Genomic DNA, 17,247 nt, shown 5'->3' on the forward strand with positions numbered 1-17,247 from the left:
GAGATGCGAGATAAAGAAGAGAAACGCGTCGACAGCGGCCGCCGTACCTGGCTGATTGCGACATCCGTAGCGAGCGGAGTCGGCGGGGTCGCTACGGTCATACCGTTCGCGGCGTCGCTCGCGCCGTCGACCAAGGCGAAGGCGGCCGGCGCGCCGGTCGAGGTCGACATCAGCGGGTTGAAGCCGGGCGAGCTCGTCACCGTGGCCTGGCGCGGCAAGCCGGTCTGGATCCTGAACCGCACCGACGCGATGCTGGCCGACGTGAAAAAGGCCGATCCCGAGCTGGCCGACCCGCAGTCCAAATCCACCTATTCGATGCCGTTGCCCGCGTACTGCGCGAACGAATATCGCTCGCGGGCCGATCGCCAGAACATCCTCGTCGTGATGGCCGTGTGTACGCACCTCGGCTGCACGCCCACCTCGCGCTTCACGCCCGGCCCGCAGCCGAACCTGCCCGACGACTGGCCGGGCGGCTTCCTGTGTCCGTGTCACGGTTCCACCTACGATCTGGCCGGCCGCGTGTTCAAGAACAAGCCCGCGCCCCAGAACCTCGACATTCCGCCTTACATGTTCACCTCGGCCACCACGGTCGTGATCGGCAAGGACGAGAAAGGAGAAGCGTGATGGCCACCGACAACAAGACTGTCGCCACGACGGGTTTGATGGGCTGGATCGATGCGCGTTTCCCGTTCACGGTCACGCTCAAGAAGCACGTGACCGAGTACTACGCGCCGAAGAACTTCAACTTCTGGTACTTCTTCGGCTCGCTCGCGCTGCTCGTGCTGGTGAACCAGATCGTCACGGGCATCTTCCTGACGATGAACTACAAGCCCGATTCGACGCTCGCGTTCGCGTCGGTCGAGTACATCATGCGCGAGGTGCCGTGGGGCTGGCTGATCCGCTACATGCACTCGACGGGCGCCTCGATGTTCTTCATCGTGGTCTATCTGCACATGTTTCGCGGGCTGATGTACGGCTCGTACCGCAAGCCGCGCGAGCTGGTATGGATCTTCGGCTGCGCGATCTTCCTGTGCCTGATGGCCGAGGCGTTCTTCGGCTACCTGCTGCCGTGGGGCCAGATGTCGTTCTGGGGCGCGCAGGTGATCGTGAACCTGTTCTCGGCGATCCCGTTCGTCGGGCCGGACCTCTCGCTCTGGATCCGCGGCGACTACGTGGTGTCCGACGTCACGCTGAACCGCTTCTTCGCGTTCCACGTGATCGCGATTCCGCTGGTGCTGGTCGGGCTGGTGGTCGCGCACCTGGTCGCGCTGCACGAGACGGGTTCGAACAACCCCGACGGCATCGAGATCAAGGAGAAGAAGGACGAGCACGGCATTCCGCTCGACGGCATCCCGTTCCATCCCTACTACTCCGTGCATGATTACTTCGGGGTCTGTGTTTTTCTGATGATCTTCGCGCTGGTGGTGTTTTTCGCGCCGGAGATGGGCGGCTACTTCCTCGAAGCCAACAACTTCGTGCCCGCCAACCCGCTGCAGACGCCGCCCGAGATCGCGCCGGTGTGGTACTTCACCGCGTTCTACGCGATGCTGCGCGCCACCACCGATCCGTTCAAGATCGTGCTGATGGTGGTGATCGCCGTGCTCGGGCTGGTCGCGCTCTGGCGGGCCCGCGGCAAATGGCGCATCGGCCTGCCGGTGCTGGCCGTCGTGCTGATCGTGTTCATGGCGCTGACCGAATCGAAGTTCTGGGGCGTGGTGGTGATGGGCGGCGCCGTGATTTCGCTGTTCTTCCTGCCCTGGCTCGATCGCAGCCCGGTGAAGTCGATCCGCTACCGGCCCACGTTCCACAAGGTGTTCCTCGGGATCTTCGTCGTCGCGTTCCTGACGCTCGGGTTCCTCGGCACGCAGTCGCCGTCGCCCGCCAAGACGCTGATCGCGCAGGTGTGCGCGCTCGTCTACTTCGCGTTTTTCCTCGGCATGCCGCTCTGGACGCCGCTTGGCACATTCAAGCAGCCGCCCGAGCGCGTCAAATTCCGGCCCCATTAATGCGAGCGAGGAGAACACGATGATGAGGACGCTATTGAAGACGTTCCTGCTGATTGGTGCGACGTCGCTGGCGCTGCTGGGCGGCGCGGCGCGAGCCGACGAGGGTAATTTTCCGCTCGACCGGGCGCCCGATAACGCGGAAAATCTCGTTGCCCTGCAACATGGCGCGCAATTGTTTGTAAACTATTGCCTGAATTGCCATAGCGCGAACCTGATGCGCTACAACCGTCTGACGGATCTGGGGATATCCCAGAAGGCGATCGAGGCGAATCTCCTGTTTACGACGGACAAGGTCGGCAACCCGATGTCGGTGGCGATGCGGCCCGACGACGCCAAGCGCTGGTTCGGCGTGACGCCGCCCGACCTCTCGGTGGAGGCGCGCGCGCGCGGCCGCGACTGGCTCTATACGTATCTGCGAAGTTTCTACCGCGACGAGTCGCGCCCGACGGGCTGGAACAACGCGGTGTTCGAGAACGTCAGCATGCCCCATGTGCTTTGGCAGTTGCAGGGGCAGCGCGTGCCGAAATACGAGGAAACGACGAACGAGGAGACGGGCGAGAAGGTGCGCAGGCTCGTCGGTTTCCAGGCCGTCACGCAGGGGACGTTGTCTCCGGTGGATTATGATGCTGCCGTGGCCGACCTCGTCGCGTATCTGGGCTGGATGTCCGAGCCCGAGCAGCAGACCCGCAAGCGCGTGGGCGTCTGGGTGCTGCTGTTCCTCGGCATCCTGAGCTTTTTCGCCTGGCGGCTCAACGCCGCCTATTGGAAAGATATCAAGTAAACACGCCAAGACCGGCGTGAGGCCGGCGCAAGGTGAGACCTGCTGGCAGGTCGATCCGCGCGCCGGCCATCGGCTTTTTTGAGGAAACGTTAATTATGATGGTTCTGTATTCCGGCACGACGTGCCCCTTCTCCCAGCGCTGCCGGCTGGTGCTGTTCGAAAAGGGCATGGACTTCGAGATTCGCGATGTGGACTTGTTCAACAAGCCCGAGGACATCGCCGTGATGAATCCCTACGGTCAGGTGCCGATTCTCGTCGAGCGTGATCTGATTCTGTACGAATCGAACATCATCAACGAGTACATCGACGAGCGCTTCCCGCACCCGCAGCTGATGCCGGCCGACCCGGTGCAGCGTGCGCGCGCGCGCCTGTTCCTGCTGAACTTCGAGAAGGAACTGTTCGTTCACGTCAGCACGCTCGAGAACGAGAAGGGCAAGGCGGCCGAGAAGAACCACGAGAAGGCACGCCTCGCGATTCGCGACCGGCTCACGCAGCTCGCGCCGATCTTCGTGAAGAACAAGTACATGCTCGGCGAGGAGTTCTCGATGCTCGACGTCGCGATCGCGCCGCTGCTGTGGCGCCTCGATCACTACGGCATCGAGCTGTCGAAGAACGCGGCGCCGCTGATGAAGTATGCCGAGCGCATTTTCAGCCGCCCGGCCTACATCGAGGCGCTGACGCCGTCGGAAAAGGTGATGCGTCGTTAAACGGCCTGCGGCCAACGGTGCGCGCGCGGCGCTGCCTGCCGCGCGCGTGCCTGTACGAGGACAGTGATGCAAGAGACTTCCACGAAGCCGTATCTGCTGCGCGCGCTCTACGAGTGGTGTACGGACAACGGGTATACGCCGCACATCGCGGTGCGCGTCGACAACTCGACGCGCGTGCCGCGGCAGTACGTGCGCGACGGCGAGATCGTGTTGAACATCAGCTTCGAGGCGACCACCGCGCTGCAGATGGGCAACGAATGGATCGAGTTCACCGCGCGTTTCTCGGGCAAGGCGCACAAGCTCGAGGTGCCGGTGGCGAACGTGCTCGCGATCTACGCGCGCGAGAACGGGCAGGGGATGGCGTTCCAGGTCGATCTGGCGGCGGACGAGCCGGGCGAGACGACGTTGGTGGAGGCGGATGAGGGTGAGGGTGGCGCGGCGGGGGCTGGTGCGGGTGGTGCCTCGCGTTCGGCTGCCGATGGGGCCGCTGAGCTGTCGGAGGGCGCGGATGTGCCTTCGGGCTCGGCTTCGGCTTCGTCCTCATCCACGCCGTCGCCCGACGACGATGGTGCGTCCGGAAAGAGCAACCGACCCCGCCTCAAGATCGTGAAATGAGGTAGAATTCGCGGCTATGCCGGCTTAGCTCATCTGGTAGAGCAGTTGATTTGTAATCATCAGGTGGCGGGTTCGAGTCCTGCAGCCGGCACCAGTACACACAAGGGGTTACGTGAATTTTTCGCGTAACCCCTTGTTCATTTCTGCGTCCTTGCAATTGGCATGTAATCGCCACCCCCGTGTTCACGCCGATCGTCCCGGGCTTTCTCTCTCGCTCCTGCACTTGATCGGGCAGGCTCTCGATGGGCCTCCTCGTATTTGACGCTGCACCACGCTGGCTCGACGGCCGCGTTGCCGCGCCAAGCGCGTCCGTTGTTGATTGGCTTCTCCGACAGGTCTCGCCCGCTAAAACACGTTCGATGTCGCGATACCAATCAGACGGCCCCGCTGCGAAGCCGGCAACGCATGATCACAGTCAATCATTACTTTGCACTCGACAATTCTGCCTGAATGAGCGTGCCGCTTAAATTCATTTATCCGGCGGTCCGATTTTACGTGGTCACCGTGCTCAGGCAGTCGGTTGATAATTTGGTGTCAGCTATTTTCGAACTTCTCTTCTGCTTTTCTTTCGTGATCGAGGTATCGGTGCTCGATATTCGGCTGCCGACATTTTGATGAGTTTTTGATCGAATTGAAACTGTCGCTGATCAAGCATCGCGAGCGATGAATCAGGGCAAGCATTCGGGCATGTGGATTGCCTGGACTAGCGGAATTCACCTGCTTCGATGGCACATGTCAACATAAGACCCGGCTCGACTTTCAACATTATCCTGGAAAAATCAATTGGGCTATTTTCATGGGGAATTTGCGTCCTGGAATTCGAAGTCGATGGTGATGAAGCGTCTTTGTAAATCGGGGTTGGCGAGCGGAATGTCATCGGAGTGATATGGTGCCGACGCACAAACAACTTAAAAACGTCCGTCCATTGCTTCTTTGATGCATTGTTTCAAAAACCGAAGTGGTCCTTTGATGATGAATGAAGCGGATATTGATGACTTTGCCGTCTCGTGGTGTCAATCGTTGTCCTGGATGAGGCACTTGCGATTACTGAAAGATGTTTGTACTGAAAACGTTAAGATTGGCACCGTCCGGCTCGCCCTCCGGTACTCGGAACGCGTGTCGTGCCCGGATGGCCCGCCGCGGCGTCAGGCCCGACGAATGCCGGAGATCCGGGGAGCACATCGATTTCCCACGTCCCTTTTCTTCCCCTTTCACCTTTCTCACCACACCAATGTGACAAAAATGGTAAATCCCCGTCTAGGGATAAACCCGTATTCTCCCCGCAGCTTTCCAACCCCACCGCGCAACACCCCCAAGCCGCCCGCTTTCCCACGCCAGTCCTGCAATCTGGCCGCCCGGCGTCACCCAACCTTCAATCCCGGAACCGTTCCCACGTCATCGCGCCACCCCCCACCCCCGCCCCGCAAACCTTTTCGTGCCGTCCCAGCCGCGCCAACCCCCGCCGCGCGCCATCCTATTTCACATTCGATTTTTCCCGAAGCTGTTAAATTCCGGTCTCCGTCGATCCGTCCGTGTACCGCGCGCCGTCCGCCGCCGTGCCGAGTATCCGCCCCTGCCATGTCCGCCATCACCGTTGCTCTGGCTACCACCGCGCTGTTCGGGCTCGTGATGCTCGTGCTGCTCGGCTCGCTGGTTCGCACCGGCGTGGCCGGCGTGCGCGAGTGGTTCGCGGCGAATCTGCTGCTGTCGTTGTCACTCGCGCTGCTGCTCGCGCGCGGCCGGATTCCCGACGTCTTCACGGTGGTGCTGGGCAACGGCATGTTCGTGCTGTCGGGCGTCACGCTCTACGCCGGCTACGCGCGCTTCCTCGACCTGCCGCCGCGCTGGCCCTGGCTCGGGCTGCTCACGGGCCTGACGCTGCCGGCCCTCGTCTACTGGCACTACGTGGCCGACAGCATCCCGATGCGCGTGGGCATCACCACGCTCTACACGGCGATCGTCTGCTTCGCGATTGCGGCGATCGTGATCCGGCGCTATCGCTCGGGCCAGTCGCGCTACCCCTACGTCGCCACCGCGGGTTTCGCCACGCTGTTCGCGATCAGCCAGGTGCTGCGCGGCGCCTATTTCGTCATGCTGCCGGGGCCGGCGGGCGCGCAGGTGTACCTGACGACGTTCAACATCAGCCTGCTCTGCGTGGGCGCGGCGATCATGCCGGTAATGTCGATGTGCGCGATCATGATGGTCCACGATTCGATGCAGCAGGCCGCGCGTCGCGTGATCGACCACGACTTCCTCACGCGCGCGCTGTCGCGGCAGCGTTTCGAGGTGGTGGCGCGCGCCCGCGTGCGCGACGCGGAACGCGACGGCACCCCGCTGTCGCTGCTGCTGATCGATCTCGATCACTTCAAGTCAATCAACGACACCTACGGCCACGCGGGCGGCGACAGCGTGCTGCGCGAATTCGCCGAGCTGATGCTGCAGAAGCTGCGCGGCGGCGACGCACTGGGCCGCCTGGGCGGCGAGGAGTTCGCGATCCTGCTGCCGCGCACGACGCTCTCGGACGCGCTGCGCATCGCCGACCGCCTGCGCGACGAGGTCAACCGGCATACGGTGGAAACCACGGCGGGACTCTGCTCGTACAGCGCCAGCGGCGGCCTCGCGAGCCGCATGCCGGGCGAAACCTTCGAACAGCTGTCGGCACGCGCCGACCGCGCGCTCTACGACGCGAAGATCTCGGGCCGCAACCGCGTCTGCGCACACGCGGGCCTGTCGCAATCGGCGATCGCGCAGTTCGAATCGGCTTGAATGTCGGGAAAGCCGCCGCGCAGGACGCACGGCGAACGGGGCAGGGCAGGCAGCGCACGCAAGAACGCATGAAGCGCGCGGCCAGCCGGCCAGCAAGAGAAGAAAAGAAGGGCAACGACACCAACGCGACGGCGCAAGGCCGCCGTCGGGATACAACCTCGGGCTGCCGTGATCCGGGCGGCCAGACAGCCGCCGCCCCGGCAGCCGCCCGGCCTCAACCCGCCAAACCGGCCCTGATCGCCCTCAAGGCAGCGAAATCGTCAAATTCGCCGATTCCGGCCCGACCTTGATGATCTGCGAGTACGGCGCGAGCGCCTTCAGCGTGTGGTCGCGCAGGTACGCGTTGAGCCCGATGAACGCGAGCAGCCCAACGAGTGCGAACACGGCGCCGATCGCCCACAGCGGTACCTCGCGCTTCAGGCGGTGCGCGATCTGGTCGGGCAGCGCCCAGTGCGGCGCGAACGGCGCGCGCTTGCCCTTCATCTGCGCGATCTCGTCGCCGATCCGCGCGGTCAGGTAGGCGAGCTTCTCCGGCCCCTCGAGCAGGTACTTGCCCTGGAAGCCGAGCAGCAGGCACATGTGGAACACCTCCAGCGACTGCAGGCGCGCGGCGCCGCGTGCGCGGCATTCCTCGAGGTACTGGAAGAACTTCTCGCCGGCCAGCTGCTCGCCGAACAGCACGAGCTGCAGCGGCCGGCGCTCCCACTCGGCGCGCACCTTGAACTGCGACGACAGCACGGCCTCGTCGATCGCGGCGCAGAACGCGAACTTGGCGGCATAGACGTCGTCGGCGCCGGCGTTGAGCTTCTTCGCGCCGCGCTCGAAATCGGCGAGGAACTCCTGGATCCGGGTGCGGAACTCGTTGGCCTCGCCGGGCTCGCGGCCGTTCTTCAGCAGGAACATCATGAAGAAGCCGTCATACAGCAGGTCGAGCAGCGAACGCGCCTGGAAGCTGGCGTCGGTCGACGAGGCCGAATGCGGGGCGGGAGGCGGCGTGTTGCCGCCGAACAGGGAGGGCGCGTAGCTCATGATGTGACGGCGATCAGGTCGAATTTGAGGTCGTTGATGCCCGACGGTGCGTAGATCATCGCGGACTGCGATTGCAGCATGCGCTCATAGAGCGGGCTGCGCGCGTCGAGTGCGAAGTAGCAGGCGCCGGGGCGCACGGGGATCGCGGGCGGCACCTGCGGCGTGTACGACAGCCGCACGCCCGGCATCGCGGACAGCACCAGCTTGTCGACGTCGTCGGGCGCGCCGACCTTGAAGCGCGCGGGCACGGCGTCCACCAGCTCCACCGACGCCATGTCGGCGGACACGGCGAGGTAGAACTCGGTCTTGTCGTCGATCTTGCCGGAGTCGAGCCGGCCGATATGGAACGACGGCCGCACTTCCTCGAGCGTGATCGCGAAGTAGCGCGTCGAGATCACGGTCTCGAGCAGCTCGCGCAGCATGGTGTCGAGGCGCGCGAACGGCGGGCCGGGATCGTCGTGGCGATAGGCGGGCAGGTCGGCGAGTGCGTAGGACTTCGAGAACGTCATCAGCTGGCCGGCCAGGCGCAGCAGCTCCTGGAACAGCCGCTCGGGATGCAGCGCCGAATGCTGGTACAGGTGCGCGAGCGAGGCGAACGCGGCGTTCGCGGTGTGCAGCAGCCAGAACGAGGCGATGTCGCCGGAGCGGAACTCGATGATGTTCTTGGTCGGCTCGCGGTGGAAGCCGTACAACGCGTTGACCTTGGCCTGCAGCGCGTCGATTAGCTGGCGCAGCCGCTGCATCAGGATGCCGGAGGCCTCGATGGCGAGGCACGGCGGCACGAACGCGTCGTCGAACTCGAAGCCGGAGGTGGCGGTGCGGCGCACCCGCACGAGCGGGATCGCGAGCAGCTGGTCGCGCGGCTCGCTGTGCGCGATCAGCTTCACGTTGGTGCGCAGGAACGTGATGTCGGCTTCGGCGGCGTCGGTGAACTGGTCGGCGATCGGGTTGTTCTCGCTCGTGAAGCGGCTCGCGAAGCCGCCGTCGGCGTCTTCCACGTAGTTCGAGCCGGCTTCGCGCAGCGGATGCAGCGCGAGATAGAACGTGAATTCGTTGATCCCCTCGGGCAGCGTGTCGAGCGCGACGGGCGGCGGCAGGTCGTCGGCCTGCGGCGCGGAGTACAGCGCGCCGTCGGGAAAGATCAGCGACAGTTCGGAGAGCCGCAACACGTTGCTGCTGATCGCGTCGCGGTCCAGCTTCACCGAGCGCACGCCCCAGTTGTACGGCTGGATCGCCTGCACGGACTCGAACAGGCGCGCCTCGTGATAGGCATCCTGACGTTGAAAGTGCTGAGGCCGCAGAAACAGGCCTTCACCCCATAGCACCTTGGCCGAATAACTCATCTCAAACCCTGAATGTGATTACGTGGCGGCCGTGGTTAATCGCGCGCCGCGTCACGTAAATGTCAAACTTGTCTAATTGACTTTGAATCGTCATCGAGTCCGTCAGCCACCGCAGCTTACCGACGACAGCATATTGAGCTGCTGCACCGGCATGCCCTGTTGCGGCGCGATGACGTTGCCGCCGGTCACGGTCATCGCGCAGTTGTGCAGGCCGATGATTATGCCGGATTTCTCCGATTTCGCCGGATCGAATGCCAGTTTCCAGCGTTGCAGCGCGGGCGCGCGAAACAGCGCGACGATGCCGAACGCCTGCGCCTCGCGCGATACCTTTTCGGTGGCGTTGTAGTGCTGCCCCGGAATCAGCGTCACCTCGCGCACGCTGAGCAGGTCGGCGCCGAGCGCGGCCTTTTCCTTGGCCGGATCGGTGAACGCGTCGAACGGCGCCTGCTGGAACGAGGTTGGATCCTTCAGCGTGTAGAGCCTTACCACTAACGCGAGCGGCTTGTTGTCGTTGGCGGCGTTCAGGTTCGGCGCGGCGTAGAGGGTCACGCCCAGATTGCGCGGCGGCTTCTGGGCGTCGGGCACGTCCGGCTTGCCGATGCCGACCATCTGCAGCGCGGCGCTGCTTGCCGAGCCGAGCAGCGGCACCGCCGCCGCGCAGCCTGCCAGAAGCGCGCAGGCCGCGAGCGGCAGCGCGAGGCGGGAGAGAAACGGAGTCATCGTGGATCGAGGGCGACGCGAGTCGGTTCCTGTCAGAAATGCCTGGGTAGCGTGTGTGGTTTATGTTGCGGGTCCGTCCAGCACCCGGTAACGGCTGCCCGCAACTCGCATCAATCGTTCGGAAATTTTTTCTTCAATTCAGTCGCATTTACGAAAATCCAAGTAAATGTTGCCCGTCAAATTACTATCCACTTTGCAGAAGGGATTGTGTTCAGCCATATCCGGCGGGCCTCAGCGCCGATTTAAATCGGCGCTCGCGTCGCAGTCATTGAATTATGAAAAATTGATCGGTACTATACCCGCGCACTAGCATCAAAGCAAAACTACTGAAACTCGACGATTTAAAACTCCGCGCCCGGTGATAAAACGATGAAAGACCGACTGTTCGCAAAACTTTCCGCAGTGGTGATGGCATGTGGCGTGATGGCCGGCTGTGCAACGCAGCCGCCGGCTCCGCCGACGCCCGACGCGTTCAACAAGTCGCTCGACGACGCGGACGCGGTCGCGAAGGCGGGAGACCAGGACAAGGCGATCGGCCTCTACCAGCAGCTCGCGAAGTCCGATCCGACGCGCGAGGAGCCGTGGGCGCGCATCGCCCAGATCCAGTTCCAGCAGGGCCATTACGGCCAGGCGATCGTCGCGGCGCAGGAAGCGCTGCAGCGTGACAACACCGACCGCCAGTCGAAGAGCGTGCTGGCCGTGGCGGGCCTGCGCATCGCCACCGAGTCGCTGAGCGAGCTGCGCCAGGATTCGTCGCTGGCCGGCGACGCGAAGTCCGACGCGCTGGTGCTCGCCAAGCAGCTGCGCGACACGCTCGGCGAGGACGCGCTGTTCCCGCCCGAGCAGCAGGCCGACAAGCCGCAGCCGAAGCGTCGCAAGGTCTACCGCAAGCGCGTCACGCACGAGGCGGCGAACGCCGCCGCGCCGGCCGCCGACGCCGCCAAGCCGGCCGCGCCGGCACCGGCACCGGCACCGGCACCGGCACCGGCACCGGCACCGGCCAAGGGCGGCGCCGACCCGTTCAGCGCGCTGCGCTGAGCACCCCGCACGTCCACCACCACACGTTATCGGGAGAGCCGTCATGGCGAAAAAAGAAAGTATCCAGAAACGCCTGCAAAAGGTGCGGCCGCCCCGCGTGCAGCTGACCTACGAGGTCGAGCGCGGCGACGCGATCGAGGTGAAGGAACTGCCGTTCGTGGTCGGCGTGGTCGGCGACCTGGCCGGGCAGTCCGAGGTCGAGATGCCGAAGCTGCGCGACCGCAAGTTCGTCAACATCGATCGCGACAACTTCGACGACGTGATGAAGGCGATCGAGCCGCGCGCGGCCTTCCAGGTCGAGAACAAGCTCAGCGAGGACGGCGGCAAGTTCGCCGTGGACCTGAAGTTCCGCTCGCTCGACGATTTCGATCCGGACCAGGTGGTCAACCAGATCGATCCGCTGCGCCGCCTGATCGAGGCGCGCTCGAAGCTGGCCGACCTGCGCAACAAGCTGGCCGGCAACGACAAGCTCGAGGATCTGCTGAGCGAGGTGCTCAGCAACACGCAGCAGCTCGAGGCGCTCGCGAAGCAGTCGGGCGAGGTGGACGGCAAGCCGGACGACGGCAAGCACAGCGGCGAATGAGCCACGGGGGTGAGATGAACCAGCAAACGGCTGCGGCCCAGCAGTCCGGCGCCCTCGAGGGCGCCGAAACATCGCTTCTCGACGAGATCGTCGAGAAGAGCAAGGTGGCCAAATCGCAATCCGAGCACGCGCGTGCGAAGGACCTGATCGGCGAACTCGTGCATCAGGTGCTCGACGGCACCGTGATCGTCTCGGACAACCTGTCGGCCACCATCGACGCGCGCGTGGCCGAGCTCGACCGGCTGATCTCGGCGCAGATGAGCGCGGTGATGCACGCGCCCGAATTCCAGCGCCTCGAAAGCACCTGGCGCGGCCTCGACTATCTGGTCTCGGAGAGCAACACCGGCTCGACCATCAAGATCAAGGCGATGCACGCACCGAAGCGCGAGCTGGTGCGCGACTTCAAGGCGGCCACCGAGTTCGACCAGAGCGCGCTGTTCAAGAAGGTCTACGAGGAAGAGTTCGGCACCTTCGGCGGCGCGCCGTTCGGCGCGCTGATCGGCGACTACGAGATCTCGCGCCAGCCCGAGGACATGTACTTCATCGAGCAGATGTCGCACGTGGCGGCCGCCGCGCACGCGCCGTTCATCGCCTCGGCCTCGCCCGAGCTGATCGGTCTGGAATCGTTCGCCGATCTCGGCAAGCCGCGCGACCTCGGCAAGGTGTTCGACACGGTCGAATACGCGAAGTGGAAGTCGTTCCGCGACGCGGAGGATTCCCGCTACGTCGGCCTCACGCTGCCGCGCTTCCTCGGCCGCCTGCCGTTCCATCCGAAGGACGGCCAGATCGCCGAGAGCTTCAACTTCGTCGAGGACGTCGACGGCACCGATCATTCGAAATATCTGTGGTGCAACGCCGCCTGGGCGTTCGCGGCGCGCCTGACCGCCGCGTTCGACGACTTCGGCTGGTGCGCGGCGATCCGCGGCGTGGAAGGCGGCGGCCTGGTCGAGGACCTGCCCACCCATACCTTCAAGACCGACGACGGCGAGATCGCGCTGAAGTGCCCGACCGAGATCGCGATCACCGACCGTCGCGAGAAGGAGCTGAGCGACCTCGGCTTCATTCCGCTCGTCCACTGCAAGAACTCCGACTACGCCGCCTTCTTCGCCGCCCAGTCGGTGCAGAAGCCCAAGAAATACAACACCGACAGCGCGAACGCGAACGCCGTGCTGTCCGCTCAGCTCCAGTACATCTTCTCGGTATCGCGCATCGCGCACTACCTGAAGGCGATGATGCGGGACAAGATCGGCAGCTTTGCCTCCGCGCAGAACGTGGAATCGTTCCTGAATCGCTGGATCTCCCAGTACGTGCTGCTGGACGACAACGCGACCCAGGAACAGAAGGCGCAGTTTCCGCTGCGCGAAGCGTCGGTCCAGGTGGCCGAGATTCCGGGCAAGCCGGGCTCGTATCGTTCGGTCGCGTTCCTGCGTCCGCACTTCCAGCTCGACGAACTCTCGATCTCGCTGCGCCTGGTCGCGGATCTGCCCAAGTCGGCAAATTCATGAGCGTTTGAGTCGAAGTCGCCCGGGCGGGCCGCCCGGGCAGAAATGGGAAAACCACCTCTTTGGGGAGTCGATGCGTCATGTTAGATATCTATCTCAATTTCGGTAATCCGGCCATCAAGGGCGAGTCGCAGGACAAGGACCACTCGGGCTGGATCGAACTCAAGTCGTGGGACTGGTCGGTCACGCAGCCGCGTTCGGCCACCTCGTCCACCTCGGGCGGCCACACCGCCGAGCGCTGCGAACACAGCGACATGGTGTTCACGAAGGAGCTCGACATGGCGAGCCCGCTGCTGTACCAGCACGCATCGGGCGGCACGACGTTCGACGAGGTGTCGATCGACTTCATGCGTTCGGACGGCGACGGCAAGCGCGTCAAGTACCTCGAGATCAAGCTCAAGTACGTGATCATCTCGAGCGTCACGCCGAGCGTGCAGAAGGAAGGCCTGCCGGTCGAGCAGTTCTCGCTGAAGTACGCCGCGGTGCAGTGGAAGCAGACCAAGCAGAACATCGGCGGCAACCAGGGCGGCAACACGCAGGGCGCCTGGAGCCTCACGAAGAACGACAAGACCTACGCGGTCTGAGCGCGTCGTGACACCCACCGGGCGAGGCGTGCGCTGCCCCGCCCGGCGTCCTGCTTCACCGCTGCCCGCCGTTCCATGAAACGTTTCGAGCCGAGTTTCCTCGACAAGCTGTTCGACGACGAACCGCATCTGCCGGCCTCGCCCGCGATGCGGCAACTGTCGCTGGACGAACTGAAGAACACCGTCGCCCGTGACGTCGAATCGATCCTGAACACGCGCATCGCGCTGACGGACGACGACCTCACGGCGCTGCCGCAGTGCCAGCAGTCGGTGCTGACCTACGGCCTCAACGACTTCGCAGGCCTGAGCCTCGCGAGTCACTACGACCGCGCGTTCATCTGCAAGTCGATCCAGCAGGCGATCGACCGGCACGAGCCGCGCCTGCGCCAGGTGGCGGTATCGTTCGAACTCAACGAGCAATCGACCAACTCGTTGAATTTCGCGATCCGGGCGCTGCTGGTCGTGCATCCGGCGCAGGAGCCCGTCAGTTTCGACGCGATGCTGCAGCCGTCCACCCTGCAGTATTCGGTGACGCGCGGCCGCGCCGCCAAGACATAAATTCAATCGTTTCGCCGCGCGCGGCGCGACGGCGACCAGGCCCGGCCGCCGGTGGTGGACGGGCGCCAGGCTTCTCGGGGATCAGGATGGAAGAGCTGCTGCCGTACTACGAGCGCGAACTGTCGTTTCTGCGGCGCTACTCGCACGAGTTCGCGCGGCGCTATCCGAAGATCGCGGCGCGGCTCGCGATGACGGGCGAGCATTGCGACGACCCGCACGTCGAGCGCATGATCGAATCGTTCGCGCTGCTCGGCGCGCGCATCAACAAGAAGCTCGACGACGACTACCCGGAGTTCACCGAGGCGCTCGTCGACGTGCTCTATCCGCACTACCTGCGGCCGTTCCCGTCCTGCACCATCGCGCAGTTCGCACCCACCTCGGCGGTCTCGCAGCTGACCGCGCCGCATCGCGTGGCGCGCGGCACCGAGCTGAAAAGCCGCGCGATCCGCGGCGTGCAGTGCCAGTTCCGCACCGCCTACGACGTGACGATCGCGCCGATCCGCGTCAGCGAGGCGCGTTACGCGTCGATCGCCGCCGCGCCGGCCGCCACCGTGCTGCCCGGCAACGCCACCGGCGTGATCTCGATCACCTTCGAATCGCTCGCGCCGCAGTTCGATCTCGGCGCGCTGAAGCTCGACACGCTGCGTGCGCATCTGCACGGCGAGCAGTCGTTCGTCGCCGCGCTGGCCGACTGCCTGTTCATCAACACGCTGGCCACCTACGTCGAGCCCGAGCGCAACGGCCGCTGGACCGCGCTGCGCCGCTCGCCCGTCACGCAGGCCGGCTTCGACGAACAGGACGCGCTGATCGACTATCCGGCGCGCTCGCATCCGGCCTACCGGCTGCTGACCGAATACTTCGCGTTTCCCGACAAGTTCGATTTCGTCGATTTCGACCTGGCCGCGATGGTGCGCCGCGCGGGGCCGTGCCACCGCCTGACGCTGCACATCGTGCTCAGCGACGTGCGCAGCGATTCGCACGTGGCGCGGCTGCTCGACATGCTCGGCGCCACGCACCTGCGCCTGTTCTGCACGCCGGTGGTGAACCTGTTCAAGCAGAACGGCGAGCCGATCCGCGTCGATCACCAGAGCGTGGCGTACCCGGTGATCGCCGAGGCGCGCCGCGCGTTCGCCTACGAGGTCTATTCGATCGACTCGGTGCATCTGGTCCGCCAGACCGCGCACGAGGAGGCGGTGGTGGAGTTCCGGCCGTTCTACTCGCTGCACCACGGCGAGGCCGGCCACGTCGGCCACTACTGGTTCGCGCGCCGCAACGAGTGGGTCGCGCAGCACAGCCCCGGCTACGAGACCGAGCTGTCGATCGTCGACATCGATTTCGAGCCGTCCGCGCCGCAGACCGACACGCTGAGCCTGCGCCTGACCTGCACCAACCGCGACCTGCCGGCCGGGCTCGCCACCGGCCTCGCGGGCGGCGACCTGTTCGCCGACGGCGGCGCCGATTTCGGCGACATCACGATGCTGCGCCGGCCCACCGCGAGCGTGCGCTTCGCGCGCGGGCGCGCCGCGCACTGGCGGCTGATCTCGCATCTCGCGCTGAACCACGTCTCGCTGGTGGCCGACGGCCTCGCGCCGCTCAAGGAGCTGCTGACGCTCTACGACCTGCGCCGCTCGGCGGTCTCGACGCGCCACATCGACGGGCTGGTGGCGGTCGAGCAGCGCGGCGCCGTGCAGTGGCTGCCCGGCAAGCCGTTCGCGACCTTCGTGCGCGGCATCGAGATCCGCCTCACGATCGACGAGGAGCATTTCGTCGGCACCAGCCTGGCCGCGTTCGCGCGCATGCTCGACACGTTCTTCGGGCTGTACGTCCACCTCAACAGCTTTGTGCAACTGATCGTCGTGTCCAAGCGCACCGGCGAGGAGATCATGCGATGCCAACCGCGAAGCGGCGAATCGATCCTGGCGTAGTCGGGCAGTTCCTCGACGAGCCGTATCGCTTCGAGTTCTTCCAGGCGGTGCGCTTGCTCGAAACCTGGTTCGCGCGGCGCGACCCGGAGAAGCCCGATGCGCTGCGGCCCGGCGAGATCGTCGAGCGGCGCGTGGCGTTCCGCAACTCGATCTCGCTCGGTTTCCCGCCGAGCGAGATCGAGGAAGCGCAGTCGTTCGACGCGGCCGGCGAGCGCGTGGCCGAGGAGGCGCGCGCGGCCGCGATCGACGGCGAGGCAATCGACCGCGTGTCGATCATGCCGGCGTTCTTCGGGCTGCTGGGCGGCCAGGGCGCGCTGCCGCACCACTACACCGAGCAGGTGGTGGCGCGCGAGCACCTGAAGCGCGATCACGCGGCGCGCGCGTTCTTCGACGTGTTCTCGAACCGCGCCACCGCGCTGTTCTATTCGGCCTGGAAGAAGTACCGGCTGCCGCTGCACTACGAACTCGACCGCGACGAGCGCTACCTGCCGCTGCTGCTCGCGCTGGCCGGCGTGTCGCATCGCGGCGCGCGGCGCGCGATGCAGGAAGGCACGGGCGCCGTGATCGACGAGGCGATCGCCGGCCATGCGCTCGCCGCGCGGCACCGGCCGGTATCGGCCGCCTACCTGCAGCGCACGCTGTCCGACTACTTCAAGGTGGCGATCCGCGTCGAGCAGTTCGTCGGCAAGTGGTACGACGTGCCGCCCGACCAGCTGAGCGTGCTCGGCGAGATCAACGCCACGCTCGGCGCCACCGCGCTGGTGGGCGAGCGCGTCTGGCAGCGCGACATGCGCGCGAGGCTGGTGGTCGGCCCGCTGTCGAAGCGCGATTACGAGGCGTTCCTGCCCGGCGGCGACCGCGCGGTCGCGCTGGAGCGGATGCTGACGCTGCTGGCCGGCGTCACGCTCGAATACGAGGTCCGGCTGGTGCTCAAGCGCGCCGAGGTCGGCCCGACCATCCTCAACACCGGCGGCCGGCTCGGCTGGGACGCGTTCCTCTGCACGCAGGAGGCGCGGCACGATCGCGCCGACGCGCGCTACGAGCTGCACGTGATCCACTGAGCGCCGCGCCCGAGCCGGCCAAGCCCCCG

16 protein-coding genes and 1 tRNA gene are annotated in these 17,247 nt (G+C 65.2%); 14 read left to right on the top strand and 3 right to left on the bottom strand.

Features of this window, described 5'->3' with window-relative positions:
* Positions 1-3 precede the first annotated feature (3 nt).
* From petA to bpln_RS01770, 7 genes are all read left to right on the top strand, one after another.
* Positions 4-624 (top strand): ubiquinol-cytochrome c reductase iron-sulfur subunit, encoded by a 621-nt coding sequence (gene petA / locus bpln_RS01740; protein WP_042623689.1) that lies wholly within the window; start codon positions 4-6, stop codon positions 622-624.
* A complete protein-coding gene (locus bpln_RS01745; RefSeq protein ID WP_042623690.1) occupies positions 624-2,006 on the top strand; it encodes a cytochrome b in 1,383 nt (460 codons plus the stop codon). The genes petA and bpln_RS01745 overlap by 1 nt, the downstream gene beginning before the upstream one ends.
* Positions 2,007-2,028: 22 nt before the next feature.
* Positions 2,029-2,787: a cytochrome c1 gene (locus bpln_RS01750; protein ID WP_042626372.1), complete on the top strand. Its 759-nt coding sequence runs from the start codon at positions 2,029-2,031 to the stop codon at positions 2,785-2,787.
* Between the two features lie 95 nt (positions 2,788-2,882).
* Positions 2,883-3,494: a glutathione S-transferase N-terminal domain-containing protein gene (locus tag bpln_RS01755; RefSeq protein ID WP_012734444.1), complete on the top strand. Its 612-nt coding sequence runs from the start codon at positions 2,883-2,885 to the stop codon at positions 3,492-3,494.
* Between the two features lie 66 nt (positions 3,495-3,560).
* Positions 3,561-4,109 carry a ClpXP protease specificity-enhancing factor gene (locus bpln_RS01760; RefSeq protein ID WP_055137944.1) on the top strand — a complete coding sequence of 183 codons (549 nt, stop codon included), beginning with the start codon at positions 3,561-3,563 and terminating at the stop codon, positions 4,107-4,109.
* An 18-nt stretch (positions 4,110-4,127) separates the two neighbouring features.
* Positions 4,128-4,203, top strand: a tRNA-Thr gene (locus bpln_RS01765).
* Between the two features lie 1,484 nt (positions 4,204-5,687).
* Positions 5,688-6,875: a GGDEF domain-containing protein gene (locus bpln_RS01770; RefSeq protein ID WP_055137945.1), complete on the top strand. Its 1,188-nt coding sequence runs from the start codon at positions 5,688-5,690 to the stop codon at positions 6,873-6,875.
* 243 nt (positions 6,876-7,118) lie between these two features.
* On the opposite strand, the gene icmH is transcribed toward bpln_RS01770, so the two are convergent.
* From icmH to tssJ, 3 genes are all read right to left on the bottom strand, one after another.
* Entirely contained in the window at positions 7,119-7,904 is a 786-nt protein-coding gene (gene icmH, locus bpln_RS01775; protein WP_042623695.1) for a type IVB secretion system protein IcmH/DotU, read from the bottom strand.
* On the bottom strand, positions 7,901-9,247 hold the full coding sequence (gene tssK / locus bpln_RS01780; protein WP_042623696.1) for a type VI secretion system baseplate subunit TssK: 1,347 nt from the start codon (positions 9,245-9,247) through the stop codon (positions 7,901-7,903). The genes icmH and tssK overlap by 4 nt, the downstream gene beginning before the upstream one ends.
* Before the next feature lie 102 nt (positions 9,248-9,349).
* The gene (tssJ, locus tag bpln_RS01785; RefSeq protein WP_042623697.1) at positions 9,350-9,967 is read right to left on the bottom strand and encodes a type VI secretion system lipoprotein TssJ; all 618 of its coding nucleotides are present in this window, start codon (positions 9,965-9,967) and stop codon (positions 9,350-9,352) included.
* A 369-nt stretch (positions 9,968-10,336) separates the two neighbouring features.
* On the opposite strand from tssJ, the gene bpln_RS01790 reads away from it, so the two are divergent.
* From bpln_RS01790 to tssG, 7 genes are all read left to right on the top strand, one after another.
* Positions 10,337-11,005, top strand: a complete 669-nt coding sequence (locus bpln_RS01790) for a tetratricopeptide repeat protein (RefSeq protein WP_055137946.1) — start codon at positions 10,337-10,339, stop codon at positions 11,003-11,005.
* Between the two features lie 43 nt (positions 11,006-11,048).
* On the top strand, positions 11,049-11,588 hold the full coding sequence (gene tssB, locus bpln_RS01795; RefSeq protein WP_042623699.1) for a type VI secretion system contractile sheath small subunit: 540 nt from the start codon (positions 11,049-11,051) through the stop codon (positions 11,586-11,588).
* A 14-nt stretch (positions 11,589-11,602) separates the two neighbouring features.
* Positions 11,603-13,093, top strand: coding sequence for a type VI secretion system contractile sheath large subunit (gene tssC, locus bpln_RS01800; protein WP_042623700.1), 1,491 nt, complete (start codon positions 11,603-11,605; stop codon positions 13,091-13,093).
* 77 nt (positions 13,094-13,170) lie between these two features.
* Positions 13,171-13,674 carry an Hcp family type VI secretion system effector gene (locus tag bpln_RS01805; protein ID WP_012734481.1) on the top strand — a complete coding sequence of 168 codons (504 nt, stop codon included), beginning with the start codon at positions 13,171-13,173 and terminating at the stop codon, positions 13,672-13,674.
* 75 nt (positions 13,675-13,749) lie between these two features.
* The gene (gene tssE / locus bpln_RS01810) at positions 13,750-14,232 is read left to right on the top strand and encodes a type VI secretion system baseplate subunit TssE (protein WP_055137947.1); all 483 of its coding nucleotides are present in this window, start codon (positions 13,750-13,752) and stop codon (positions 14,230-14,232) included.
* An 86-nt stretch (positions 14,233-14,318) separates the two neighbouring features.
* Positions 14,319-16,157 (top strand): type VI secretion system baseplate subunit TssF, encoded by a 1,839-nt coding sequence (gene tssF / locus bpln_RS01815; protein ID WP_042623702.1) that lies wholly within the window; start codon positions 14,319-14,321, stop codon positions 16,155-16,157.
* On the top strand, positions 16,121-17,218 hold the full coding sequence (gene tssG / locus bpln_RS01820) for a type VI secretion system baseplate subunit TssG (RefSeq protein ID WP_055137948.1): 1,098 nt from the start codon (positions 16,121-16,123) through the stop codon (positions 17,216-17,218). Before tssF ends, tssG begins: the two co-directional genes overlap by 37 nt.
* Positions 17,219-17,247 lie beyond the last annotated feature (29 nt).

This window comes from Burkholderia plantarii (assembly GCF_001411805.1).
Classification (GTDB): domain Bacteria; phylum Pseudomonadota; class Gammaproteobacteria; order Burkholderiales; family Burkholderiaceae; genus Burkholderia; species Burkholderia plantarii.